Source organism: Sorangium sp. So ce327 (assembly GCF_051530205.1).
In the GTDB taxonomy this organism is placed as follows: Bacteria; Myxococcota_A; Polyangia; order Polyangiales; family Polyangiaceae; genus Sorangium; species Sorangium cellulosum_B.
In genome coordinates this window covers 1,449,640-1,474,642 of sequence record NZ_CP150330.1, presented here as the reverse complement: position 1 = coordinate 1,474,642, position 25,003 = coordinate 1,449,640, and the positions used below count along the sequence as shown (strand labels likewise).

The 25,003-nt window shown below is 68.3% G+C and carries 17 protein-coding genes; 9 read left to right on the top strand and 8 right to left on the bottom strand.

The window, feature by feature from the left end; genetic code table 11:
* Window positions 1-4: 4 nt before the first annotated feature.
* The 3 genes from WME95_RS05420 to WME95_RS05410 form a co-directional block, all read right to left on the bottom strand.
* Window positions 5-637, bottom strand: a complete 633-nt coding sequence (locus WME95_RS05420) for an RNA polymerase sigma factor (protein WP_437907344.1) — start codon at window positions 635-637, stop codon at window positions 5-7.
* The gene (locus tag WME95_RS05415) at window positions 630-1,556 is read right to left on the bottom strand and encodes a helix-turn-helix transcriptional regulator (protein WP_437907343.1); all 927 of its coding nucleotides are present in this window, start codon (window positions 1,554-1,556) and stop codon (window positions 630-632) included. The genes WME95_RS05420 and WME95_RS05415 overlap by 8 nt, the downstream gene beginning before the upstream one ends.
* Window positions 1,557-1,654: 98 nt before the next feature.
* A complete protein-coding gene (locus tag WME95_RS05410; RefSeq protein WP_437907342.1) occupies window positions 1,655-2,743 on the bottom strand; it encodes an RNA polymerase sigma factor in 1,089 nt (362 codons plus the stop codon).
* A gap of 225 nt (window positions 2,744-2,968) precedes the next feature.
* On the opposite strand from WME95_RS05410, the gene WME95_RS05405 reads away from it, so the two are divergent.
* The 3 genes from WME95_RS05405 to WME95_RS05395 all read left to right on the top strand — a co-directional run bounded on the left by WME95_RS05405 (window position 2,969) and on the right by WME95_RS05395 (window position 7,328).
* Window positions 2,969-4,090, top strand: coding sequence for a hypothetical protein (locus WME95_RS05405; protein WP_437907341.1), 1,122 nt, complete (start codon window positions 2,969-2,971; stop codon window positions 4,088-4,090).
* Window positions 4,084-5,745: a hypothetical protein gene (locus tag WME95_RS05400; RefSeq protein WP_437907340.1), complete on the top strand. Its 1,662-nt coding sequence runs from the start codon at window positions 4,084-4,086 to the stop codon at window positions 5,743-5,745. Before WME95_RS05405 ends, WME95_RS05400 begins: the two co-directional genes overlap by 7 nt.
* Window positions 5,746-6,332: 587 nt before the next feature.
* Window positions 6,333-7,328, top strand: coding sequence for a hypothetical protein (locus WME95_RS05395; RefSeq protein WP_437907339.1), 996 nt, complete (start codon window positions 6,333-6,335; stop codon window positions 7,326-7,328).
* A 215-nt stretch (window positions 7,329-7,543) separates the two neighbouring features.
* Here WME95_RS05395 and WME95_RS05390 read toward each other — a convergent pair whose 3' ends face one another.
* From WME95_RS05390 to WME95_RS05375, 4 genes are all read right to left on the bottom strand, one after another.
* Window positions 7,544-8,134: an SMI1/KNR4 family protein gene (locus WME95_RS05390; protein WP_437907337.1), complete on the bottom strand. Its 591-nt coding sequence runs from the start codon at window positions 8,132-8,134 to the stop codon at window positions 7,544-7,546.
* A gap of 57 nt (window positions 8,135-8,191) precedes the next feature.
* The gene (locus WME95_RS05385; RefSeq protein ID WP_437910950.1) at window positions 8,192-9,247 is read right to left on the bottom strand and encodes an RHS repeat-associated core domain-containing protein; all 1,056 of its coding nucleotides are present in this window, start codon (window positions 9,245-9,247) and stop codon (window positions 8,192-8,194) included.
* Window positions 9,248-9,400: 153 nt separating this feature from the next.
* Window positions 9,401-9,775: a hypothetical protein gene (locus WME95_RS05380; protein ID WP_437907336.1), complete on the bottom strand. Its 375-nt coding sequence runs from the start codon at window positions 9,773-9,775 to the stop codon at window positions 9,401-9,403.
* The gene (locus WME95_RS05375; protein ID WP_437907335.1) at window positions 9,772-16,473 is read right to left on the bottom strand and encodes an RHS repeat-associated core domain-containing protein; all 6,702 of its coding nucleotides are present in this window, start codon (window positions 16,471-16,473) and stop codon (window positions 9,772-9,774) included. The genes WME95_RS05380 and WME95_RS05375 overlap by 4 nt, the downstream gene beginning before the upstream one ends.
* A gap of 371 nt (window positions 16,474-16,844) precedes the next feature.
* On the opposite strand from WME95_RS05375, the gene WME95_RS05370 reads away from it, so the two are divergent.
* The 5 genes from WME95_RS05370 (at window position 16,845) to WME95_RS05350 (ending at window position 21,538) form a co-directional block, all read left to right on the top strand.
* On the top strand, window positions 16,845-17,441 hold the full coding sequence (locus WME95_RS05370) for a hypothetical protein (RefSeq protein WP_437907334.1): 597 nt from the start codon (window positions 16,845-16,847) through the stop codon (window positions 17,439-17,441).
* Window positions 17,442-17,453: 12 nt separating this feature from the next.
* Entirely contained in the window at window positions 17,454-18,020 is a 567-nt protein-coding gene (locus WME95_RS05365; protein ID WP_437907333.1) for a sterol desaturase family protein, read from the top strand.
* On the top strand, window positions 18,017-18,772 hold the full coding sequence (locus WME95_RS05360; RefSeq protein WP_437907331.1) for a sterol desaturase family protein: 756 nt from the start codon (window positions 18,017-18,019) through the stop codon (window positions 18,770-18,772). The genes WME95_RS05365 and WME95_RS05360 overlap by 4 nt, the downstream gene beginning before the upstream one ends.
* A 295-nt stretch (window positions 18,773-19,067) precedes the next feature.
* A complete protein-coding gene (locus WME95_RS05355; protein ID WP_437907330.1) occupies window positions 19,068-19,760 on the top strand; it encodes a hypothetical protein in 693 nt (230 codons plus the stop codon).
* 74 nt (window positions 19,761-19,834) lie between these two features.
* Window positions 19,835-21,538, top strand: a complete 1,704-nt coding sequence (locus WME95_RS05350; protein WP_437907328.1) for a DNRLRE domain-containing protein — start codon at window positions 19,835-19,837, stop codon at window positions 21,536-21,538.
* Window positions 21,539-21,596: 58 nt separating this feature from the next.
* On the opposite strand, the gene WME95_RS05345 is transcribed toward WME95_RS05350, so the two are convergent.
* Complete coding sequence (locus WME95_RS05345) at window positions 21,597-22,988, bottom strand: right-handed parallel beta-helix repeat-containing protein (RefSeq protein ID WP_437907326.1); 1,392 nt, start codon at window positions 22,986-22,988, stop codon at window positions 21,597-21,599.
* A 499-nt stretch (window positions 22,989-23,487) separates the two neighbouring features.
* Here WME95_RS05345 and WME95_RS05340 point away from each other — a divergent pair, with 499 nt between their 5' ends.
* A complete protein-coding gene (locus WME95_RS05340; protein WP_437907325.1) occupies window positions 23,488-24,669 on the top strand; it encodes an N-acetylglucosamine-6-phosphate deacetylase in 1,182 nt (393 codons plus the stop codon).
* Window positions 24,670-25,003 lie beyond the last annotated feature (334 nt).

Genomic DNA, 25,003 nt, shown 5'->3' with positions numbered 1-25,003 from the left:
GCCGTCAGCCCTCACTGCTCGGCTCCCGAAGCGGTGACGTGCTCGCCAACATGCTCCTGATGGCTGGCAGCGTCGGGGCATCGTTCAAGCGCAGCACCCTCCGGAGCCGCTCTCTTCCGCGCGCCAGACGCTCCTGGATCGTGCTGGGGTTCTGACCGAGCTCGGCCGCAATCTCCTCCGCGGTGAGTCCCAGAGCGAAGTCCACCACGACGTCGCGCAGCGCGGGATCGATCCGTTCCAGGTTGCGGAGGCTGAGCCGCGCCTCCACGCGCCCGGACGGCGACGACATCGGGTCACCGATCGCCGAATACGCATAGGAATCGCGGCCTTTCTCCCACCGATTCTGGAATTCCCTGTAGTGCGTCGTATGGTGCCACACGACCACATCCAACCAGCGTCTTGTCGCCTGCTTCATCGACAGGTGCTCGCGCGCAGGAACGCGTCCTGCCTCAACTGTCTTCCATACGGAGAGCAGGATCTCCTGCATCACATCATCGCGATCGCACTCTGGAACCTGGAGCCGGCGCAGCCTGTCCCTGATCATCGAACTTTGCTGCACGATGACATCGAATGTAACGCGTGCCCCGGGGCGCATGGCCACGTCCTCCGCATCCGCGGCACGGTGGCGCTCACCCATGGCGCCCTACTCCCGGAAGTGTCGTGTTCAGCGGAGAGCGCTCTGCTTCCTCCCAATCCGACGCGTCGGCGGAGCTCGCCCCCCCTTCGTCACGCTGTAGCGGGATGCTCGCCAACGTCCCAGCTCGACGGGCGACCTCTTCCCCCGTGGCGGAGCGGACAGGGAGCGGCGACCGAAGCCGCGGCAGCGGTGGCGGCGGGAGCTTCGCCCGCGGGCTCCTGGCCGCGAGCTCGGGAGACGGCACCACGGGCGGAGGAACGTCGGGCGCGCGGGGAGGCATCGTGAGCGGAGGCGGCGGCACCGAGCTCGGCGCCGGTGACGACGCGGAACGCGCCGAGCTCTCGCGCCTGGTGACGGGCTCGCCGACCTGGATCACCGCGGTCTCCTCTGCGTCCGCCCGGTAGTCCTCGTGCAGCCGCCACAGGCGCTCCCAGTACCGGGCGGGTGTGCCGGTGAACGCCTCCAGCTGCCGGGCAAGGCCGGGGGTCATGGGAAGGTCGCTCCTTAACAACTGCTCCACCTCCCTCGTCGATAGCCCCGTGCTCTCGGCCAGCTTTCTCCTCCACGAAGGGTTTGTCGCGCAGAACGACTCGAGGACCCTGCCTGGCCCGGGAATGGGGCGCGCGCGGACGTTTGTGAGCTCTGCGAGCGCCGCATCGATGTGGCAGTCCAGCAAGCGCCGGTATCGGTCCCGCTCCGCCGCAGCCTGCTCCTTCGCATCGGTGAGGACTGCCACCTCGTCATCATGCGCGTGCTCGCGCGCCTCGCGAAGCCCGCGCTCGCGTCCCAGCGCTTCGCGCGCGGTGACCGCGAAGCCGATCGCGACGCAGGCTATCATCGCGAGCCCGAGCGGCGAAATGAGCCACATCGCACCGAGCACATCCTCCATCGTCGTCATCGCGTTTCGTTTCCTGGACATGACCGTTCTTGTCGGGAACAAGGCGGATCGTCGCCTTGTGCTGTCCGAAGACCTCACCAGCGTCACCGCCTGCTTGCTGTCAGAGGACAGCCGAGGGCTCAGCGTAGCTGTCGGAGAAGCGCTTCGCGCTCGGCGGCGAGCAGCCCATCGGGGAACTCCCGCGCGTGGACGTTCAGCAGCTGGAGCGCCTCGACGTCGGCCATGGCGTTGCCGGCCTCGACAGCCCTCCGGGCCTGGTCGATCAGGCTCCTCTCGTGCTCGCTGACGGTCGGTCGAACGGCCCTCGCCGGAGCCACGGGCCGGCCGTTGGTCCTCTTCGAGGGAGCGGGTGTGCTGCTCGCAGCCGGCTGCGCGCGTGCGCTTCCTTGATGCCTGACCGACGAGATCTCGTGCGCGATCGGCGCAGAGGGCGCCGCGGCGCCGTGCGCGCCGCCTCGCGCAGGGGACGCCCCAGCATCCTGCGCTGCGGGTGGGGTGACAGGGACGCGGACCACCGCCGCCCCGAGCCATGATTCCAGGTCGGCCAAGGGCGGCACGGCGGAGACGATCGCGCCGGTCAGCAGGACGAGCGCGCACTGAACGAGGATCCTCACGCCCAGATGGCGCAGCGAGGCCACCCACGACGCGTGGCGGCGGAACCCCAGCGCGAGCGACAGGAAGGCGCGATCGTCCCTTCCCTGCGAGCGCTCCCGCGCCTGCCATCGCTCCCGCTGCACCCGGAGCTCCTTGTGCGCCCGCCAGTGTCGCGTCTTCACCGTGGCCAGCGGCAGCCCCTGCTCGGCGGCGATCTCAGCGAGCGGGACCTCCTGGAGATCGTGCTTGATCACGAGCTCCCGGTACTTGGGATCGAGCTGGTCTATCAGCTGCCGCGTGAACTCTTCCTGCTGCCGTCTCCGGAGCAGCTCTTCCGGCGTGGGGCACTCGTCTCGGAGCTCGCACTCATCGAACGACGTCAGCACCTCGCCGCGGAAGCGCGCGTCACGGACGTGGTTGCGCGCCTGGTTGACGGCGATCGTGACGCGGTACGGGGCCGGGTCTCCCCCCGGGTCGAGCCGCTTGTCGGCCTCCAGCCCCCGCAGCAGCGCTTCCTGAGCGACATCCTCGGCGCTTCGCGCCGGCACGCCGTGGCGCCTGGCGAGGCGCCGGAAGAGCTCGAAGCCGGGGGAGACGGTCGCTGGCTTGTCCACGGTAAGCAGCACACTTGAGCGGGTCGAAAGGCTTCAAAGAAATGAACCGCCGAGCAATTTTGGTCGGACAATGTAGCACAAAGCAACACCATTAATCACATCCAGTCGGGCATGGCGTTGGCTGATCGCATTCAATTAACCGACCGAAAATTCTCACCAAAACGGACTAAATCTGGCGATTTCTGTCGGTTGACGCCAAGAGGACGGCATCACTAGCGTGACTGGATGCGTTACATCGCGCATTCGCTCTCGATCTTTCTTGCGCTCGGGATCGCGACAGGCCTCACGCGCTCCGCCAGCGCGGACGACATTCAAGCGAAGGCGAAACCGAGCGGCAGCTCCTCGGTGAAGGACCATGTTCGCCGCGGTCAGAGAGCGCGTTATGCCGGGCTGTGGGTCGAGGCGCACGCCGCCTACAAGGCTGCTTTCGAGGCCGCGGACCCCGCGACCAGCACCGAGCGAGAGCGCGCGGAGCTTGCCGGTGAGCTCGGCCTTTGCGAGGTCGCGCTGCACAGGTACCGCGACGCGGCCGAGCACCTCTCCAGGAGCCTGCAACAGCGCGAGACGCTGCCGGACGCGCTCCGGCGCCGATTCGAGGCAGGTCAGCGCGAGGCAGCGAAGCACATCGCGACGCTCGTGCTCGGGGTCGATCCGCCCGACGCCGAGGTGTTCATCGACGGCGAGCGCATCGGCGAGATTGCACGGACCTACACACGCTTCTTCGAGCCGGGCAAACACATGGTGCGGGCCCGCGCACCGGGCCGTGAGGACGCGCTCCATTCGTTCCTCGCCGTGGCAGGCGCGGAGCACGAGATCACGATGCAGCTGCCCCGCAGTGCGGCGAGCAGCGCCAAAGAGGCGAGCAGCGCCAAGGAGATCGCGACAGCGGCGCCGTCCTCCGCACGCAGGTTGCCCGCTGCGCGCGCGCAGGCTCCCAGCCCGTGGGCCTCCTGGCCGGGGACGCTACGCATCACGGGGATCGCCGTCTCGACGGCAGGCGTGGCCGTGGGCACCATCCTCATCGTTCGGGCGGGCAAGCTCGATGACGATCTGAGCGCCCGCAGAGCTCGGCTCCAAAGCGAGCCGTCATCGAGCGCGTCGATGTGCTGGCAAGCGCCTCGGAGCTCGCCATGTGGCGAGCTGGCGCGCCTTCAGGACGCGCGCAACACGTACGGCCGGGCCGGGCTGGCCACGGTGATCACGGGCGGTGTCCTCGGGGCCATGACCGCCGCGTCATTCTTCACGGACTTCTCTTTCCTGGGACTCGAACCGGCTGGAGACCGAGTCCATGTCTCGCCCGTGGCGAATGGGAGCGAAATTGGCGCGCGAATCGAGGGGAAATGGTGAACACGCAGGGGGCCGAGAGAACGGCGGCGCTGGCAGGCCGAGGCGCCGTGAGGTCGGTCATCGCTCTGGCAGTCTGCTTGTGGGGAGCTGGCACGCTGACAGCTTGCGCTAACTATTCCGATGATTGCTCGGAAAAGCTGGCGTGTGCTCCCGAGACGGAGCCTCCGCTCGACCCGTGCGCGGGAGACCCCAGCACAGCGCCAGCGCTCGACAAGTGCGGCGTGTTCGTCAGCGAGCACGGCGACGACGAGCACCCCGGCACGAAGGATGCGCCCGTGAAAACCTTGCAACACGCGGTCGGGCTCGCCGCGCACGGACGAGGCCACGGCGAGGCAGCGACCCGGCGCGTGTACGCGTGCGGCGGGAGGTTCGAGGAGGCGCTCGCGTTGCCCTCGGGCGTCGATCTCTGGGGCGGGCGGCTCTGCGAGGACGGCGAGTGGTCGTATGAAGGGTCGTTCGGCGGGCCGGATCACCCGACGATCATCGCTCCGGCGGTGGGGATCCCGCTGCGGGTCCTCGGGGGGAACGACGGGGGCATCGCAGGGGACGACGCGACCTCCGTGATCTTCGGCGTGCGCGCCGTGGCGGCCGACGCCTCCGCGAGCGATGGAAAGTCGTCGATCGCGATGATCTTGAGCCAGGGCGCCAAGGCGAGGGTGGCGTCGAGCGATGTCATCGCGGGCGACGGCAAGGATGGGGAGGCGGGCAAGGACGCGCCGAGCCATCGAGCGACGGACGGCGAGCTGGGGAACGACGGCGCGCCCGCCTGCACCGTGGACGCCGCTGTGGGCGCCCTGCCGGTTGTCAACTCCTGCGAAGACGGCATCGAGTCGACGGGCGGATATGGCGGCGACGGCGGACTCGACGTCGGCGGCGATGGCGCACCGGGAAAGCCGGCGCCCGCGGAAAATCCGCAAGGCTACGGGGTTGCGGGGCTCGGCGCGGGCAGCGATCCATGCACGAAGGGGGCAGACGGCGCGCCCGGTGCAAGCCGTGGCCGCGCTGACGGCGCGGTAGGTGAAGGCTACCTCAACATCTACGGATGGGTCGGCGTCCGCGGTAAGGATGGAGAGAAGGGCGGCGTCGGCCAAGGGGGGGGCGGCGGGGGCGGCAGCAAGTCGCGCGGGCCCATGGTTGCGTGCCCGGTAGGCCGCCCCCAAAGCGGTGCGGCTGGCGGCTCGGGGGGGAGCGGGGGTTGCGGCGGCGACGGAGGCAGGGGCGGCGGCTATGGCGGCGCGAGCATCGCCATCGTCGCGCTGGAGGACTCGGAGCTGGAACTCAACGCCACGAAGGTTGTCGCGGGCAACGGCGGCAAGGGCGGGGTCGGCGGAACGGGTCAACCGGGCGGGCACGGCTGGACTGGTGGTCATGGGGGGGGAACGAGAGGTGATATGTGGCCTGCGTGCCCCGGAGGCCAAGGAGGCGACGGCGGCCACGGCGGTGACGCCGGTGGCGGGCTTGGCGGCGCCGCGATCGGCATCGCGTACGTGGTCCCCCATCTGACCATCCTGCCGGGCACGACCTTCGAGGTTGGGCCAGCTGGAGAAGGCGGCCCCGCAGGCAACACCGATGTCAATGACGAGGTGGGCAAAGGCGCGCGCGGCCCACGGGGCCACCTCTATCCTTTCGGTGCGGCGAACGAGCCGCCCCGTTGAATCGTTCACCGCGGCGCCGCCGTCGAGGAATACCGATGATGTCAAGACGCACGATTGTCCTGCTCCTGGCACTCCCTCTCGGCACGGTCGGCTGCGGGAGCGCGCCAGGCCCCATGGATGCCGATGGACCGCCGTGTGCGCTCACGTCGTCGTGCCAAGACGAACCACCGCCGGAAGCCGTCTGTCTCGAGCACCTCGCGGCCGATCGGTTCGACGACGGCTGTGGCGTGTTCGTCACCGGACCCTTCTTTGGCGGCGACGATGCGAATCCAGGCACGAAGGACAAGCCGGTCCGCTCTCTCCATCGTGCGATTGCCCTGGCACGCATCGGTCGAGGAAGGGTGTTCGCGTGCAACGACGCCTTCGAAGGAGCCGTCGTCCTACCTTCCGGCGTGGACCTCTACGGGGGCCTTGATAGCCAAACGTTTGAACGCTTCAAGGAGGATGTCACGACCGGCATCGTCGTCCGTGAGAAACCTTTCGCCATTGCCCTTACCGTCGAGCCGGCGGGCGCCGGCGACACCGGGGCGGCGGATGGAGTCTCGAGGATCGACCACATAGACCTTGCGGGCGGAAAATATCTCGGGATGCTCGTTCGGTCGGGCGCCGCGGTGGAGCTCACCCGGAGTTACATCAGCGCATCCTACGGGAATGGGGGTGCCCCCGGAGAGAGGTGGCCTGGGCCGTATCAGGCACCCGACGGGGCGCACGGCATCTACGGCGGAGATGCGTGCTCGGCGGCCACCGTCGTCGGCGGGCCCGCGGTGGTGAACCCGTGCGAGGGCGGGCTCCCGAGCGTCGGTGGCAAGGGAGGCGACGGGCGCGCCGACGGCGCCGGAGATGGGGAGGCCGGCGAGCCCGTTCCCGCGCCGGACCCCGGACACGATGGGCAAGGAGGACTCGGCGACCGCGAAGACGTTGGCTGCTACAGCGGCGTTGCCGGGAAACGCGGGAAGTGGGGCGCCGCCGGCGCACCCGGCGAGGGCATCGGGCGGCTTGCCGAGACCGGATGGGAGGGCGACAAGGGAGCCGAGGGCGGCCGCGGCATGCCGGGCCAGGGCGGTGGCGGGGGAGGCGGCCGTCGCGGCGGGCTCGCCGTGTGCGACGTGGCCTCCAAGGGAGGCGCCGGCGGTGGTTCGGGCGGCGCGGGGGGCTGCGGCGGTCGAGGCGGCCGAGGAGGCGGGAACGGCCAGCCGAGCATCGGCATCGCCGTGCTTCACGCCAAGCTGACGGTGCGCGACAGCGTGATCGAGACGCTGGCTGCGGGGCCGGGCGGCGATGGCGGGGAGCCACAGCAAGGCGGCGACGGGGGCCGAGGCATGCCAGGCGGGGCCGTGGGGGACGGCACCTGGTCGTGCGGCGGCGGCGAAGGAGGCCGAGGAGGCGACGGCGGCTACGGCGGCCCGGGGCGCGGCGGCGACTCGATCGGCATCGCCTACCTCGACGAGGACCAGCTTACGCTGGAGGGCGTCAGGTATGAACTGGGACCGCCGGGTAAGGGCGGCGTGAGCTGGGATTGGTCTGGCGACGAGATCAGGGGGGAGGATGGCGTCGCCATCAAGACGCTTCGCTTTCGCGAATAGGTGCGGTCATCGGTCAAGGCATCAACGAGAGAGCCTTGACTTCATATGTTACGGCGGTGTCCCACGTCCACGTGGTCGTCCGGCTCTCCGCGCCGTCCTGGTCCACGCGCATGCGCGGTCGACCGGCCGCGTTGCTGGTAAAGGTAGTCGTGCCCCGATCATGGTCTGCGATCCACCGCGCGTGCCGCACCTCGTCGGAGCGCTGAACGGGCGGTTCAGCTGGTCCGTCCACGGTAGGGCACGCCGATTGGACGGCTTCGAAGTCGCGCGGTCATCGGAGCCCTGGTGAACGGATTGATCCCTGAACGCTCCTCAAATGTGAACAGCCTCTCCGCGAGTGAAACACCATTGACCCAGTCAGCCATCCAGTCATGAAGCGATATCTGCGTGTCGGCGAGGCCTGTCTCGTCCAACATCAGCACATGTCCAGTGTCTTCGTCGATGCACGACCATGTGCCGCAGCCCCAATCGCAGAGAGGGACTACCTGCGCAGGTACACCAGCACCCGTAGGGTCTGCGAAGAGCTGTTCGCGGAGCTCTACGACCGATCGACCGTCGTCATCAACTTTGCCTCCCGGTAAGCCAATGAGACCATTCGCTGGACCGAATCCACCATTTCCGACCTCTTGGAGCAGCCTTCGGTGCAATGGGTGGAGCTTACACTTCAATGCTTTCTCGGCTCGCTCCACCTGCTCCAATGTGGCGCACTGAGCTAGCTCAGGCGTGTCTCGGTCCGGCCAATCCGTGCGGGTCGTCGGATCTGTTGCTCGTCTGATGATCGCGCCAATAAGGGTGTCGTCTTTCATGATTAGAACTCGAATGCGTGCTTTCCGGTGACGCGGCCTCCGAGGCCTTCGATAAACTCAGTGCATCCACCGGGGGCCTGTGCAAATGGTGCTGGTGGTTACGCCGCACGTAGGTGTCAGGCCGAGCTCTCCGGCTCCGAAAATTGCGGTTGGCTCAGCATGAACTCCTGGCATCGGTGGTGCTGGAGTCAGCCCGAGCCTCTGAGCCGCAGCGATTTGAGCGGCGGATAGATCGCTCGCGCCTCCAGCAACCAGCGTCGGTCCTTCGGCCGTTTCGACGAGCACAACCGTTCGTCTGAAGTTCATCGGCACACGTTCGACGTTGGCAATATGCTGAGCGAGCTCGCGAGTGGCTCCTGCCCCGCGTACCGCCCCCGCCGCAACCGCCGATCCCTCTGCTGCCCCGAGCCCCCGTCCCATCCCGAAGACGGTGGCCGCGGCGAGCACCATCGTCTTGGTCCCCGCCGCGCCCGCTGTCCGATAGTCATCCGGATCGATGGCGAGGGTCGTGTCCGCCGCGCCGCGGCCGACGTGGTAGAGCGGGTTGACGGCATTGAGCGCGCCGACGAGGCCGTCTTCGTCGTAGCCGTCCCACCTCGCGCTGGCGAACTCGTAGCCGCTGTACATCCCGAGCGTCAGCGCATTCAGCACGAGCATCCGCCCGATCCCTGCTCCGAGGTCGCGCGTCCCCTCCGCGGCGCCCAGCAAGGTCTGGCCGACGACGGTGCCTGGGCCGCCGACGCCCGAGTGCTCCGGCGATAAGGTCACCGGCTGCGGCACGTACCCGGACGAGCTTCCGGTCGTGCCCACGTCGATAGGCGCCGTCGTGGCGCCGACCTCCACCGCCTCGTGCGGCCCTTCTTCAGGCTGGTTTGCTTTCGGCGGCGAGTAGAAGATCTCCACGGCATAGTGTTCCGGGCGCACCATCGAGTAGACCGGCAGGATCGGCGCCTCCACCGGCTCTTCCTGGAACCCGCTCGGATCCACGTGATTGAGCGGACTGTTGCGCACGTAGCTGCACGGATTCCAGCTCTGTCCGAAGGACTGGATCGAGATGATCAGGTCCGTCGTCAAGAACCGCCCGATCCTTGGATCGTAGATCCTGCCCTTCATGTTCACGAGCCCGAGCTCGTCGTCGCTCTCGTGCCCGGTGACCCCTTGCGTCGTCTCGCTCGGGAACGACGCAGGCGGGCGCTCCCCCGATGGATCGGATCGTACCTCCACTCGGTCACGGGCCCATGATGCCGCGATCCGGGCGGTATCATGCTAAATATTCTTATCGCTCAATTGCTGGTTCAGGATGTCGTGCAGCGGCGTTCCGTTGGGACTGTTTATCTCCCACTCGCGCCCCCCCTTTCGGAATATCAGCCTGAATTCTCCCTTCTCTGCGTCATCTTCGATCACTCTCGAGCCGTCGAGGACAGCGAGAAAGCCGAAAACCGCTTGATGGGCCGCCATGTTGAGCACTCGGAGCAGCGTCGCCTGCTCCTGGTCGGACAAGGTTTCAAACCACCGACTGGCCTCAACAAGATTCTTCTCGGGCCGACGCCCCGGCGGGTGCTCCAATGTTGCCACCGTCGCTTCGGTTGCGGCTTCGAGGACATTTTTTTGTATCGCTGCGACAAATTCTTCCGGTGTCATTTTGTAAAGGCTCCAGGGTACATTTCCTTGTTGAGTCGAACTAGCTCTTGGAGTGGGCCGTTTGGCACATTGGTGGACTGACGCAAGTTCCAAATGTCATGAGCGAGCAGCGCCCGCGGTGAGAGCGATACAGGCCCTCGGAGCGTCGGAACCAAGGCGTGTTCACCGCGGGGTAAGGCGATGGCAGGTCCGGAAGCCCTGCTGTAGCCAGGGACGACTTGCTCCATTGCGTGCGCCTGTCCCACATGATGAATGTCGAGTGCATCCCCAACAACTGAGCGAGCTTTCAGTGCGTCGTAGGTCCCCACTTCGTATGCGGCGACTCTCGGGGCTCCGCCTGCAGCTCGAGCCGCAACCACCGACTCCTCCGTCGCCGCCCCCAGCCCCCTTCCCATCCCGAAGACGGTGGCCGCGGCGAGCACCATCGTCTTGGTCCCCGCCGCGCCCGCTGTCCGATAGTCATCCCGATCGATGGCGAGGGCCGTGTCCGCCGCGCCGCGGCCGATGTGGTAGAGCGGGTTGACGGCGTTGAGCGCGCCGACGAGGCCGTCTTCGTCGTAGCCGTCCCACATCGCGCTGGCGAACTCGTAGCCGCTGTACATCCCGAGCGTCAGCGCATTCAGCACGAGCATCCGCCCGATCCCTGCTCCGAGGTCGCGCGTCCCCTCCGCGGCGCCCAGCAAGGTCTGGCCGACGACGGTGCCTGGGCCGCCGACGCCCGAGTGCTCCGGCGAGACGGTCACCGGCTGCGGCACGTACCCGGACGAGCTTCCGGTCGTGCCCACGTCGATAGGCGCCGTCGTGGCGCCGACCTCCACGGCCTCGCGCGGCCCTTCTTCAGGCTGGTTTGCCTTCGGCGGCGAGTAGAAGAGATCCACGGCGTATTGTTCCGGGTGCACCACCGAGTCGACCGGCAGGATCGGCTCCTCCACCGGCTCTTCCTGGAAGCCGCTCGGATCCACATGATTGAGCGGGCTGTTGCGTACGTAGCTGTACGGATTCCAGCTCTGCCCGAAGGACGGGAGCGCAATGATCGGGTCCGTCGTCAAGAACCGCCCGATCCTGGGATCGTAGATCCTGCCCTTCATGTTCACGAGCCCGAGCTCGTCGTCGCTCTCGTGCCCCGTGAATCCCTGCGTCGTCTCGCTCGGGAACGACGCCGGCGGGCGCTCGCCCCACACGGGGTTCCTGCGCTGCCCGAACGGGTCGTAGCTCCGCCGTTCGATCACAGCGCCGTCCTCGTCGGTGAGCGCATCGATCGAGCCGAGGTGATCGACATGCACGTAGCGCGTACCCTCGTCCGAGCCTCCCCGGGTCACGATCGCCACCACGCGCTCCGGCGAGTGGACGTGGTACCGGTGCTCCACGGCGCCTGACGCCGCCTCGGTGACCCGCTCGTACAGATCGCCGAAGTAGAGCGTCTCCCTTTCCGGCGTGGTCTTGCGGATCCGCTGCTGGTCGCCGTCGTAATCGAACGTGATGGCGCTCGCGCTCTGCGTGATCTGCTCCGGCAGGTCGAACGGCGTATAACGCACCGTCGTGCCGCCGGGCCGCGCGGTCTGATTGCCGACAGCGTCATGCGCGAAGGTGTCCGTACCCGCGCCGGTGACCGCATGCGGGTGCAGCGGGTCGTCATACGAGAGGTCGCCGACGTCCGACTTGTAGGTGAGATTGCCGTTCGGGTGGTAGTCGTAGCGGAGCGCGCAGGGCGCCGTCGCGCTCTCGAGATCGCCGAAGTACGCGCAGGTCAGCCGTTGGATCGGATCGTACCGGAAGCGCTCCGTCGTGTTCTCGGGCTGGAGCGCGTCGGTGCGGCGCGTGAGATTCAGGAGATCGTCGAACCCATAGTCCAGGTCCTGCACCTCCCCCGCGCCGCTCTGCGTCGCCATGTGCCTCAGACGCTGCTTGTCCGCGAAGTAGCTCCGCTCCGTGACGGCGCCGTTGCCGAACACCTCCTCCCGGAAGCGCCCCGCGTCGTCCACGTCCGCCAAGCGCCAGTAGGTGAGGTTCGTTCCGCTGTCGCGCACGGCGAGCACATGGCCGTGTGCGTCGCGTTCGCGGGCCACGACGAACGCCGCCACGCCGGCAGGCGCCGGATACGTGATCGTCTCGACGCGGCCGAGGTCGTCATAACCGAGCCTGGCCTCCAGGGGAGAGCGCTCGCCGTCGATGCGGAGCGCGATCGTGTCGAGCTGGCCACGGCCCGTGTACCCGTACGTCTTCTCCCCGTCGGGGCTCGCGAGCGTGTGCAGCTTCCCGACGCCGTGCGCCGCCGTGTCCCATGTCCAGGTGGTCGTCAGGCTCTCCGCGCCGTCCTGGTCCACGCGTGAGCGGGGTCGACCGAGCGCGTCGTACGTCCACGTGACCTTTCGCTCGAGCGCGTCGGTCGACGAGATCAGCTCGCCGAAGCCGTCATGGATCGAGACCGTCGTGCCCCGATCGGGGTCGTCGAGCTGCCGGACACGGCCGAACGCGTCGCGCGTCGTGCGCGTCACTGCCTCGCCCGGATCGGTAACCGTGTGCAGCAGGCCGAAGGGGCCGTACGCGTAGCGGGTAATCCCGTCGGCCGCGTCGGTGATGGTCTTGATGCGCCCCAGCGGGTCCTGCTCGGTCACCGTCACGTGATCGAGCGGGTCGGTGACGCGCACCTGCAGGCCATCGTACGCCGTCGTCGTGACCGCGTTCCACGGCGTCGTATGGCGCACCTCGCGGCCCGCCGCATCGTACTCGTAGCGATCGTACAGGATCGCGCTCTCGGGCGTGTCCTCCCTGACCGGCACCGAGCGCCGTGCGATGTGCTCGCCCAGCGCGTCGTACCCGATCTCCTGCATGATGCGCTTCGCATCGCCCGAGCCCTCCGAGGGCTCCGGTTCGGGCCCGTGTCCCAGCCATCGGATCGGGCGGCCGAGGCTGTCGAACTCCACCGTATCGTCGGCACCGCCGGTCGTGATGCTCCGCTCCCTCACCCGCCACGCATCCTGCTCCGGGCCACCCTCCTTGCTGCGAGCGAGGGTGACGGTCGTCGTCGTGCCGTCCGGGCGCCTCTCGATGCCGAGCCGCCCGAAGCCGTCGTGCGCCCACGTCGTCACGAGCTGATTCGGATCGACCCGCTTGAGGAGCACGCCGAGCGCGTCGTCGAACTCCAGGAGCGTGGTGTGCCCGGCCGCGTTCACGTACTTCTCGGGGAACATGCCCTCCTCGTCGAAGCCCGTGCTGAATGGCCGCTTGTGCCCGAAGGCGTCCTCCGCCGTGACGCCGGTGATGTTCCCGAAGGCGTCGCGCGCATAGGTGAGCTTCAGCTTCGTGTCCGGCAGGCCGTCGTCGCTCTCGGTGGACTCGGTCTCCACCTCGCCGTAGATCGTGTTCGTTCGGTTGAGGGTCCTGCACTGCGACATCCCGGCCGCCGCGCTGCACTCCTTCTGCGTTTCAAGCTGGCCGAGGGCCCAGCGCCCTGTATCGTTCTTGAACGACCGCGTGACCTCGAGCGTCAGGTCGACGCCCTCCGTCGACACCTCCTCGGCGCGCACGTTGCCGAACGTGTCGAAGTCCGTCACCTTCGATATCGAGTCGCGCAGCAGCGTCGCGCCATCGCCGCCGCGCTCGATCTCCCGCACGTACACCTCGATCGATGTCGCGTCCCCGCCCGGGGGCGGATAGATCCCTTGCGCTCGCCTCACCCGGCGCTCGGTGGGCAGCGTGAAGTACGTGGCGCCGTCGTTGGTCGGCACGAGCGTCCGCGTCACGTCGCGGAACGAGAGCTCGATCAGCTCCGGCCTGGGCTGGCTCGCGAGCCCCGGAGCCCCGCGCAGCGTCCGCTGGACGCTCCCCGCGAAGGGAAAGACCTGGAGCTCGTCGTCGAAGGTGCCGTGGTCGTAGACGTCGATCGTCACGGCCCCCGTATCCAGGTCGGTGACGATCCGCTCGCCGAACCCGAGAAATCCGCGGCCCAGCCGGTGGTAGCGCCCGTCGCGGTAGCCGACCTCGAAGCGCCTCGCTCGATCCGCGCCGTTGTTGAGCGCGTACGCGCTGACCACCCGGCGAGGGCCCGCGACGCAACGCCGAGGATAGCCGCAGTCGTCCGCCGCGCCGGAACGCGCGACGTAGAGCGCGCTCCTCCTTTCAGGATCCTCCTCCGCGCCTCCGCTCGTGACCGGCGCATCGGTCAGGTGGCCGTACGAGATGCTCACGTTGGGCACGAAGCCCGGCTCGGTCGGCTCGTGCGCGTTCATCCCGTCAGAGACCGCGACCAGGAGATCCTGGTCGGCCGAGAGGTTCTGGAAGACGTTGAACACGCCGCCGAGCGCCAGGATCACGTCCTGGGCCCCGTCCCCGTCGAGATCGCCGGTGCGCGGCCCGCGCGGATCGGCGAGCGTGATCGCGTCGCCGAGCTTGGCCTCGAAAGGAACCCCTGCATCGACGAGCTTGAACGGCGGCCCCGCCAGGTCGCCCGTCGCTTGCAGGACGCCCCAGGAGGGGAGGACATTGGAGCCACTCAGCAGCATGCCTGGTGGGACGGGCATGAGCAGATCCTGCCGTCCATCGCCGTTGAAGTCGAGCGGCACCGCGAGGCGGAAAAGCGCGTCGTGATCCGGGGCCCCCAGCAGATCGCCGAAGCTGAACGCGTCGACGGTCCGGAAGGGCGACATCACGAACGTCGGCCCCGTGTTGAGGTAGGTATAAAGCTGGTGGTCGCTGCTGCCGGATTCGACGGCATCGGGCAGGCCGTCGCCGTTGACGTCGAGAAAGACGACGCGGCCCCCGCGCCGCACGACAGGGAGCTTGGTGTCGATGAGCTCCCAGCGCCCCTCGCCCCGGCGCATGATCGCTTCGTAGCTTTCTCCGATGAGGGGCGTCCCGTCATTCCACAACATCAGGGAAGGCACGACGAGATCGATCTTGCTGTCGGCGTCGATGTCGAGCGTGTGGAGCTCCACATCGCATGGATAGGCGCTGAGCACCTCGATCGATTCGCCCGTGGGGCCGAACCCCGCGGGCGTCGCGCCGCGCGCGGGCCTCCAGAGGTGGACGGTCCACACGGTGGACCGCGGATCCGGTACCAGCTCCTCGACGTGGTCCTGGCACTGGATCAGATCCGGCACCGAGTCGCCGTCGAGATCGGCGAGGTGCACCGAGGCGACGGGGCTGCTCAGGCTCGGCGGTCTTGGCGTGCTCCCGAGCGGGAACGGCCGGCGGATGCCCGTGTCATGCAGCGCGAAGGTCCGGTCCGGCCGGGACAGGAGCACGTGCCATGTGGTCCTGGTGTCGAAGACGTCGTGGAGAAAGACGTCCATCTGCCCATCGTCGTTGTAATCGAGCACCGTCCCGAGCTCGGGCTGAAGAAGGGCCGGGTCGGACGGTCCATCCGCATCGGCGGCGAACAGCCAATCCTGGAGGAAGGCGCGCTCCGGCGCCGCGAGAAAGGACGGCGAGGCGCTGGGCCCGAGGTTGCGCGCCACCTGCCACGTGGTGATCGGATGCGACGGCGTGCTGGACCCCGGGACGATGTCCGGAATCACGAGATCGTCGAGGCCGTCGGCGTCGATGTCGAACACCATCGGGCTCGCCCTCTCGGAGACCGGCTTGTCGATGTCCGTCGTGAGCCGCTCGAATCCGGGCTTTCCACGGCTGTACTGAAACCGTGTCGAAGGCTTGCAGACCCCGTCGCTCGCGCACTCCTCGACCTGGGTGAGGAGCGTCCGGCTCGTCGTCGGGCTGAGCTCGTAGCGGAAACCGTAGCGCCGGACCAGCGCGTCGCCCGGACCGAGCATCTGGATCTCCTCCAGGCGAAGCGAGCGCTGGAGCACCACGCCGCCCGAGTAGCCCGTGCGAACCGAGGCCAAGTCCTTGGTACCATACACGAAGCGCACCGCCCGGGTGGGCGCAAGAGACGGCGTGCCCTCGAAGCTCGTGTAACGGATCTCGTCGATCGCGTACTCGGCGGCATGACCGTCCTCGGCCTCGGCGAGGCAGTACGCGTACGTCATGGCGTTGCCGCGGCCGTCACGGGCCTCGTTCGCGAGCCACGCGCGCGGGACGCCGTCTCGCGCGAGCGGCTTGCTGCCATCGTTGCGCCCGTACTCGACGACGCGGCCGGAGGGCAGATAGGCCTCGAAGAAGAGCGCCTCGGCGGGCGCGCCGCCTTCCGGAGCGTAGTGTCCGACCACCTTGACGAAGGTGTCCGGGAACGTGCGGTACTCGATGATTCCCGGCCCCTCTCCCACGGGGACGAGGCGCTGGCCGTCGAGGCAGAGCCCGTCGTCTCCGTCGTACCGCACCGCGCGGACCTCCCCGTCTTGCGCGAGGCTCTTCGGACATCGGGTGATCGCGGACAGTCCGCTGAGGGAGAAGCCGTTTCCGAGCACGCCGTCGCCGCCGTCGCTGCGATAGACGATCTGGAGCCCGGGACCCATGCCCGCGCGCGAGGGCGGTGAGGCCAGACCCATGGTGTACACGGCCTCGCCGGTGCTCGTGATGGAGAACGCCCCGGGGATGGTGCCGGCGGCGACGGTCTCGACCTCCGGCGCGGGACGGGACGTGGCAGGGCCATGCGCGCGCTGCGTCCGGCAGGCGACAAGGCCAGGCGGCTCCGGAAGCGGCTCACCGAAGGCGCACTGGCACCCGCCCGACGCGAGCACGCAAGCCAGAAACATCCAGAGCGGGATCAACGCCCGGAGCGACCAACGCGGAACTGGCGACATCTCAGCCTCCCCGGCGAACAGCAGTGCCACGGCGCTGCATCGCGCGTCAAGCGCCGCGCTCCTGCGGAACCGCGCCATCGACGCCGAGATCGACGCATTCGTGAATGCCTCTGTACGTGTCCGGGGTGCACGCCGCAGGCGCCACAGCTGCGCTCATCAAGGCGCGATTGGCCGTCCATGCTCAAGTCGCGACGAGGAGAGGGCAAGCGAGCGTGAACGCGCGCATGACGGCGTGCCCCCTACCTCGACGAGGACCAGCTCACGCGGGGGTTACCGACGATCTGGAACCGAGGGGCACGGGAAGCTGGAGTCTCCTGCACGGGCGACGATCTGCGCGCCAGCTCCGGCGCGCTCCGTGGTAGGATCTCATCATGGCCGAGCTCATGCCGACGCCGGACGCCGCACTGTCGCATCGCCTCGGAGCGCGTCCGGCGCTCGGGGCACGCGCGCAGGAGCTCTTCGAGGAGCTCTCCCCCTACCGCGGCGACGGGCTGCGCAACCACTGTCTTCGCGTATTCCACTTCACGATGCTGCTCCTCGAGCGCCGCCGCCAGAAGGCCGATCCCGACCTGCTCCACGCGCTGGCGATGATTCATGATCTCGGGCTGCTGTGCCCAGACGAGCGGGGCGGAGACTACATGCAGCGCAGCCGCTCGCTGTTCCACCGCGCCTTCGCCGCGAAGTCGTTCGAGCTCTCCCCGCACGACCTGCGCGTGGCCGACGAGTGCCTCCTCTACAACCATCGCCTCCGCCCGACGCCGGCGTTGTGCCCTGAATCGACGGCATTCCGGCAGTCGGTGTGGATGGACCACTCCCTCGGTGTGCGCCGCTACGACCTCGACGCCGCCTCGGTGCGCGACGGCTTCGCGCGTTATCCGCGGGGCGACTTCAACGCGGTGCTCCTCGACTTCGCCCGGCGCGTCCTGACGCGCGAGCCCTGGACCCTCGTCGATGGCATCTTCATGTGAGGGCTGGGCCGCATGTCGACCCTGCGTCGCGCCATGTTCCGGGACCCCGCCGACGCGCGGCGGCTCGCCGTCGTCGCGGCAGCCGAGGTGCTCCTCCTCGGGATCGGCGTGTGGAGCGGAGGCGGCGCCCTCGCCGGAGCGCTCTTCTGGGCGGCTGGGCTCGCGGGCTGGACCTTGATTGAGTACCTGCTCCACCGCTTCCTCTTCCACCTGCCGGCGGAGCACCCGCTCGCCTTCCTCGGCGCCCGTATCCACCTGGCGCACCACGAGGCCGCTGACCAGACGCCGATCGTCAAACCCCCCGCTGCCACGCTCGGAGCCTTCTCCGCCGGCTTCTGCGCGACCGCGGCGGCCGCGGGGGTCTCTCGCGCCGCGCCGCTCTGGGCCGGGCTCGTCGCCGGCTATCTTCTTTATGAGCTCTCCCATCTCGCGGCGCACCTGCTCAGCGACGCCGAGCACCCTCTTCCGGCGCAGCGCCGCCATCACCTCCGGCACCACGCCGCGCCGCGCGCGCGCTTCGGGGTGAGCTCCGCGCTCTGGGACCGGGCGTTCGACACCGGGCGCGAGGCAGGCCAGTGAGCGCGTCTGACCAGAGTGGCTCGCCCGACCCCGCCCCGCTCGACGACCCGGGCCGGGCCGAGCTGCGGCGGCGCCGGGTCATGTCGATGCCGCGGTGGTACTCTCCCTGGCTCCACCTCGCGAGCACGGTCGGCCTCGGGTGTGGGCTCGCGGCGCTCTCGCTGACGCGGTTGCATGGCCTGCGGACCTCGGAGCTCGCCGCGATTCCGCTTTTTTTCGTCTTTTGCAATGCCGTCGAGTGGCGGGCGCATCGGGGTCTGCTCCACCGGAGGCGGCGCTTCCTCGAGGCGTTCTACGACCGGCACACGCCGGTGCACCACCGCGTGTTCGTCGAGCACGACATGGCGATCCGCACACCGCGTGAGCTCGGCTTCGTGCTGATCCCGTCGTACGGCATCGCGGGTGTCTTCGCGCTGACGCTCCCGCTCGCGCTCGCCCTCAGCGCGGCCGGTCAAAGCAACCTCGCATCGCTCTTCGTGGCGACGTGCATGGGGTACATGGTGCTGTACGAGTGTCTCCATCTCGCGTACCACCTCCCGCCGGAGAGCAGGATAGGCCGCAGCCGCGTCGTGGCACGGCTCCGGCGCCACCACGGCGCGCACCACCGGCCGTCGTTGATGCGGCAGTGGAACTTCAACGTCACCTTCCCCCTCTGGGATCTGGTACGCGGGACGTACTACCGCGGCGACGCCGCGGACGCGACGACCCGGGATGTGCGCTCCGGATCAGCGCTCGAGCGCCTCGAACGGTGATGTCAGCGCCCGGGAACCGCGGGGCGGATCCGGCGGTCACGCAGATCAAATTCCCGTTCGGCCAGCTCTTCTCGCTCGTTCCGAGAGAGAGCGATGACGCCGTGGAGGCCTCAATGGTCCGCGGTAGGGGCAAGGCTGCCGAGCGGCTCAGCATCCCGGAGCTCTGATCGCAGCGCCGCGCCCTCGCCGACACAGACTTGTTGCACACTGGCCCGTCCAGCTCCTTTACCTTCCGCCCGCCGAACGACACGGGCCATCCAGGATCGTCCGATGGCCACGTGAGAGGAGGGGCGGCATGGATCTTCCAACGTGCATGGCGGTGCGACGTGCGGTGAGGCATGGCGCGGTGCAACCCGGCACCAGCGCGACGACGAGCGTCGGGCTCGGGGCGTTCGGCGCGCTCGCCGCGCTCCTGGCGCTCTTCGCGGCGTGCGGGGACGGCGGCGACGACGGAACGGGCGCGGCCCGAGGGCCCTGCGGCGGCGCGTTCTGCGCCGCGGATCAGTACTGCAACTACCCGCCAGGCGACTGCGGAGAGGGCGGCGTCGTCCCGGGAAATTACGGCGTCTGCCAGGAGCGGCCCACGTCGTGCGACACCGCCACGCCGCGCGAGGTCTGCGCCTGCGACGGGCGCCCCTACGCCAACGCCTGTGAGGCCGCGCGGGCCGGCGTGAGCGTCGGCAACGGCGAGGAGTGCGCGGGCGCAGCGCCGCCGGGGACGTTCGCCTGCGGAAGCTACTTCTGCCGATCGGACAGCGAGTACTGCCAGACCATCGAGGATCAACACGACGAGCTGTTCCGGCTGCCGCCGCAGAGCTCCTGCAAAGCGGTCGCCGTCGCCTGCGCGTCGGAGCCCTCCTGCACCTGCCTGATCGACGTGGTCAAGCCGGCTGGCAGCAGCGACAAAAGGGAGTGCACCACCGCACCGACCTGCACGCAGGACGCATCCGGCAATTTCGCCCTCCGGTGCGCCGGCAATCTTTACTGAGCTGCCATCGCGAGCGGCGGGCTCTGCCTCGCTCACACCTACGTTCGAGATCAGGAGAAAGGGTAGACAGACTCATGCAGAATTCGCGCACGCGAGAGGACGCAGGCACACACGAACACCGAGAGACGAGCTGGTCGAGACGATCGAAGGGCACCCTCTGCGCCGCCCTTCCGGCGCTCGCGGTCATCCACGCCTGCGGCGCCAATGACGAGTACATCGAGGAGGTCCTGGAAACGCGGCAGACGCTGACCACGGTCTCCTTCCAGCAGGGGTCGCTCCCGAGCTCGTCGTACGCCGGCTCGACCGACGCGACCGTCCGGCAGGCCGCCGCCACCACGAACTACGGCGGAGCCACCACGTGCGAGGCCGACGGCGACGACGGCTCGGGCGTGGACAAATCTTGCCTGCTGAAATGGGCCCTCTCCGGCATCCCCGCGGGGAGCATCGTCCAGTCGGCGTCGATCACCCTCCAGGTGACGGACGGCTCCGCGAACACGTACAGCGTCTACGAGGTGAAGCGCTCGTGGAACGAGTCACAGGTCACCTGGAACAACGCGACCTCCACGACGGCGTGGGCCACCGCGGGCGCGATGGGCTCGACCGATCGCGGAAGCCTCGTGGGCAGCGTCACCGGCAGCGCGGGCGCCAGGACGATCACCCTGAACGCGGCCGGCGTGGCGCTCGTCCAGGCGTGGGTCGACGGGACCTCCAACGACGGCATTCTCATCGCGAGCGCGTCGAACACCGATGGCATCGACTTCGCGTCTTCGGAGCACGCCACGGTGGCGCAGCGGCCCAAGCTCACGATCACGTATGGCGCGCCCGGCGGCGGCGCGGGCACGCCGACCGATCCCGATCTCCTGATCGCCTTCATCGGCGACCAGGGCGCGAACGGCAACTCGGACGCGGTGCTCAACCTGATCAAGGACGAGGGCGCCGCGGCCACCATCCACAACGGTGACTTCGACTATGCGAACAACCCGACAGCGTGGGACAACCGGATCAACAGCATCCTCGGCGCGAACTATCCTTACTTCGCGATCATCGGCAACCACGACGCCGCGGCCTGGGGCGGCGCGAGCGGCTACGCCAGCAAGATCCAGGCTCGCCACGCGGCCGTGCCGTCGATGAACTGCACAGGCGAGCTCGGCGTCAAGTCGACATGCAACTTCCGCGGGCTGCACATCATCCAGTCGTGCGTCGGGACGAGCGAGCTCCGCTCGACCTGCGCCGCCAACGCGGCCGACCAGGTGGACTTCATCCGCGACGCGCTCGCCGCCGACAGCTCGATCTGGTCCATCTGCAACTGGCACAAGAACCAGAACGACATGCAGGTCGGCACCAAGGGCAACGAGGTCGGCTGGAGCGCGTACCAGGAGTGCATGAACGCCGGCGCCATCGTCTCGACCGGCCACGAGCACTCCTACTCGCGCACGCTGACCCTGACCGACGTCGGCAACGCCGCGACCGGCCACGGCAAGACAGGCGCCTACGACCTCGTGGAGCTCGGCCCGAGCCGTAACTTCGTGTTCGTCTCCGGCCTCGCCGGCGTCGGCATCCGCGACTACGCCGCGGCCAGCCACGACGACGACACGTGGTGGGCCTCCTACTACGCCGGCAACAAGTGGAAGAAGAACAACGTGGTCATGTCGGGCACCGCCGCCTATGGCGCCCTGTTCATCCGCTTCCACGTCGGCGGGGATCCGAAGCGCGCGACGGCGTACTTCAAGGACGTGAACGGCCGCCTCGCGGACGAGTTCACGATCCAGGTCCAGTAAACCCGGGCGGGCCCCGGCGAACCTGCGGGATCCATGGGTCCCGCCGGGGAACAGCCGGCTACTCGCAGCCGGGCGGGGCAGACAGCCCGATCAGCGAGAAGAACGTGCCGAACGTGTTGTCCTCGAAGCAGCTGTCGTGCGTGTCCGGCACGGTGAGCAACGTCAGGTCGCTCGCGGCAAAGTAGAAGGGGTTCTCGGCGGGCGATCCTGGATCCAGGCCGTTGCCCGTCACCGTGTTGCCCGCCACGTGGTTGTCGCGGGCGTCCTGGTCCATCAGGTACGGAACGGTGATGGACGGATCCGTCCGGCAGTCGAGGCTCGGTATGCCGCTGGCCACCGCACAGTAGTCCGCGATGGTGATACCCGAGAGCTTGTTGCCGAAGACACGGTTGCCCGAGATCTCCGACTCGTCCACGCCGACATAGAGAACCCCGATTCCGGGCGGGATAGCCGAAAGAATGCTCCCTGGCCGCGCCGTGTTCGGCCTGTTGTTGTCGACCACGTCGTTGTCGCGAACGTCGATTCGCCTGGCGCCCGCCCGGACGTCGAAGATGCCCGGCAGGAGCACGACCGAGAACCCCACGGCGTTGTTCCTGGCCACGTTGTAACTGAGATCGACGTCGTCGCTGTTCGACACCTCGAAGCCGTTGGTGTTGTCTTCGACCAGGTTGTGCGTGACCCGGACGTCCTCGGAGGTCTCGACCCAGATGCCGCTGTCATTGGCGCCCGTGGCCTTGCTCAGCGCGATGAGCCCGTTGCGCGATTGCGTAGGGAAGATCCCGTAGCTCTTGTTGTTGTCCGAGTGGACGTCCACGATCCGGAAGCCGTCGACGCGCTCCGTGAACAGGCCGTTGTTGACGAAATTGCGGATGGTGATGCCGCGGATCTCGACGTCGTACAGGGCGGGCTCGCCGCTCGTCGCGGCGCTGTGGATGCCAGGCTTGAGCTCGAACGGCGGCGCCATGCTCTCGTGGCAACCCATGCAGTCGTTGCGCTCGCTGGGCACGACGACGATCCCGTTGCGCTGGCCGCCGGCGTTCTCGAGGACGACGCGCTTCGTCGGGGTGTTCTGCCCGATGAGCGAGAGGCCGCTCTTGTTGATGATCAGGCCGTTGGTCGCATTGGCGGTCTCCCGGTACACGCCTGCCAGGACGAGGATCCTGGCCCCGTCGTTCGCCTGGTCGATCGCTTCCTGGATCGACTGGCCGGGCCGGACGACGAGGGTCTGGCGCTCGTCCCGGCCGGCCACGAGCAAGCTCTCCTCCGCCGGCGGTGATGCATGACAGCGCTGGCAGCCGGCGTTCTCACCGGACCCGAACATCGTTCCATACGGCGCGGTCCACTCCGTCAGCGTCGCGCCGGAGGCGTGGGCCCGCGCAGAGACGAGGCATGCAGAAGCTCCCCCGGATACCGCACACAACACGACCAGCACGGCGCGATTGCAGCTCATGGAACTCCCCTCTGCGATCCCGACGATCCGCGGCATGCAGTCGCCCGCGCTGCGTCTACGACAGCTGAGCGCGAATTCTCTGCATGTCACGATATACCATGCCTTCCGCTTGCCAGCAAACCATGGTGCTTCACCACGTCAGCGGACCACCACGCCTGGAGGCGGAAACTGGAGACGATCCCCGGAAGGCAACCTCCTTCAAATCGGTCGATTCATCCCGGACGGGTCGATGGAAGCGTGTCCGCGGAGCGCCTGGGACACACGCCAAGACGAGGACAGGAGACGAGGGCACCAGCTATCCGGACGGTGAACGCTGGCCATCAGCAATCCACCCCGGCGCTCTTGCGCCCTTCATTCTTCAGCATCAACATGCCGACGCGCCGGCTCGCGGACAGATCCATGAACGGTTGAACGGCGCTGTCCGCGTCCAGCAGAAGGTCGACGAGACCCCCTCGCCCTGTGGGAGAGGGCAGCGCGAGCGGACGTGGGGCCCCCTGTCATGCGTGTGCGGGCAAAGCATTATCGGACGGGCCAGCCTCTCGACCTCGTCTGCGAGCGAGGCGCGATCCAGCGCGTCGAGTCCGCCGGCGCCGGCCCCGCCGATCACGAGGCGGATTGGGTCGCGCCCGCCTTATGCGATGTGCAGATCAACGGCTGCGGGGGGATCAGCTTCAACTCCCTCCAGCTGACACGAGCACAAGCCCGCCACGTCGTTGACACGTGCCAGCGACACGGCATCGCCCAGCTCTGCCCCACCCTCGTGACCGGCTCGTTCGATGCCCTGATGCACGGATGCCGCACCCTTCGCGCCGCGTGCGACGAGGATCGGGAGTTGAGCCGGGCCATCGTCGGGATTCACCTGGAGGGCCCTTACATCTCGCCGGACGACGGGCCGCGCGGAGCGCATCCGAGGCACCATGTCCGCCCACCCAGCTGGGAGGAATTTCAACGCTTTCAGGACGAGGCCGCCCGCGGCATGATCAAGATGGTGACGCTGGCGCCAGAGACTCCGGGGGCGCTGCCGTTCATCGAGAAGCTGGCGAAGGCGGGCGTGGTCGTCGCCATCGGCCACACTGCGGCGTCGGCCAGCTGCATTCGCGACGCGATCCGCGCCGGCGCACGCATGAGCACGCACCTGGGCAACGGTTCCCATGCGATGCTGCCCCGGCACGACAACTACCTCTGGGAGCAGCTGGCGGCGGATGAGCTCTGGGCCAGCATCATCGCCAACGGGCATCACCTCCCCATCCCCGTGATGCGCTGCATCCTCCGCGCCAAGACGCCGGCCCGTTTGATCGTGACGTGCGACGCGGACCCCCTGGCCGGGCTGCCGCCGGGGAAGTATCGCGAATGGGATCAGGAGTTCGAGATCCTCCCGGCGGGCAAGATCGTCGTGCCCGGCACCAGCTTCCTCGCTGGCTCCTGGGCGTTCACGGACGTGTGCGTGCGCAACCTGCTCAACCTGGGCGAGACGTCGCTGCCGGACACGATCGACATGGCGTCGAACCGACCGCGCGCCCTGCTCGGGCTGCCCCTGCGCCGGATCGAGGCCGGCGAGCCGGCGGAGTTGATCCTGTTCGACTGGTCGCCGGGGCAGGAGTTGCACGTACGGGCGATCGTGATGGGCGATACCTCAACTGGGCACTGCGCAGACCCAGAGCACCCAACAAGACCCCGCTGACACCGCTCGCGAGCCGGCTCGCTCGAGTGATGCTCGGCTGACGGCGCGGTGGTCGAGGAAGCCGACGCGCACGCCGCGAGCGGCGCGAGCGCCATCGTGAGGCACAGCCTGGAGGACCGGCCAAGCTCGACATCGGATGGCCGACAAGTCTCCTCCGGAGCGGCGCGTCAAAAGGGCGGGCGCAGGGCCACGGTATTGTTCGATGTGGATTCCAATTTCGGGATCGAGGCTCGCCTCGCGCCGGTTCATTTGAGTTGACATGGGGAATGTGAACGTTCACAATTTCGTCTCAGGGTATCGTTTCGCTTTGTCCCGGGTAGCCGTCGTGCGCACC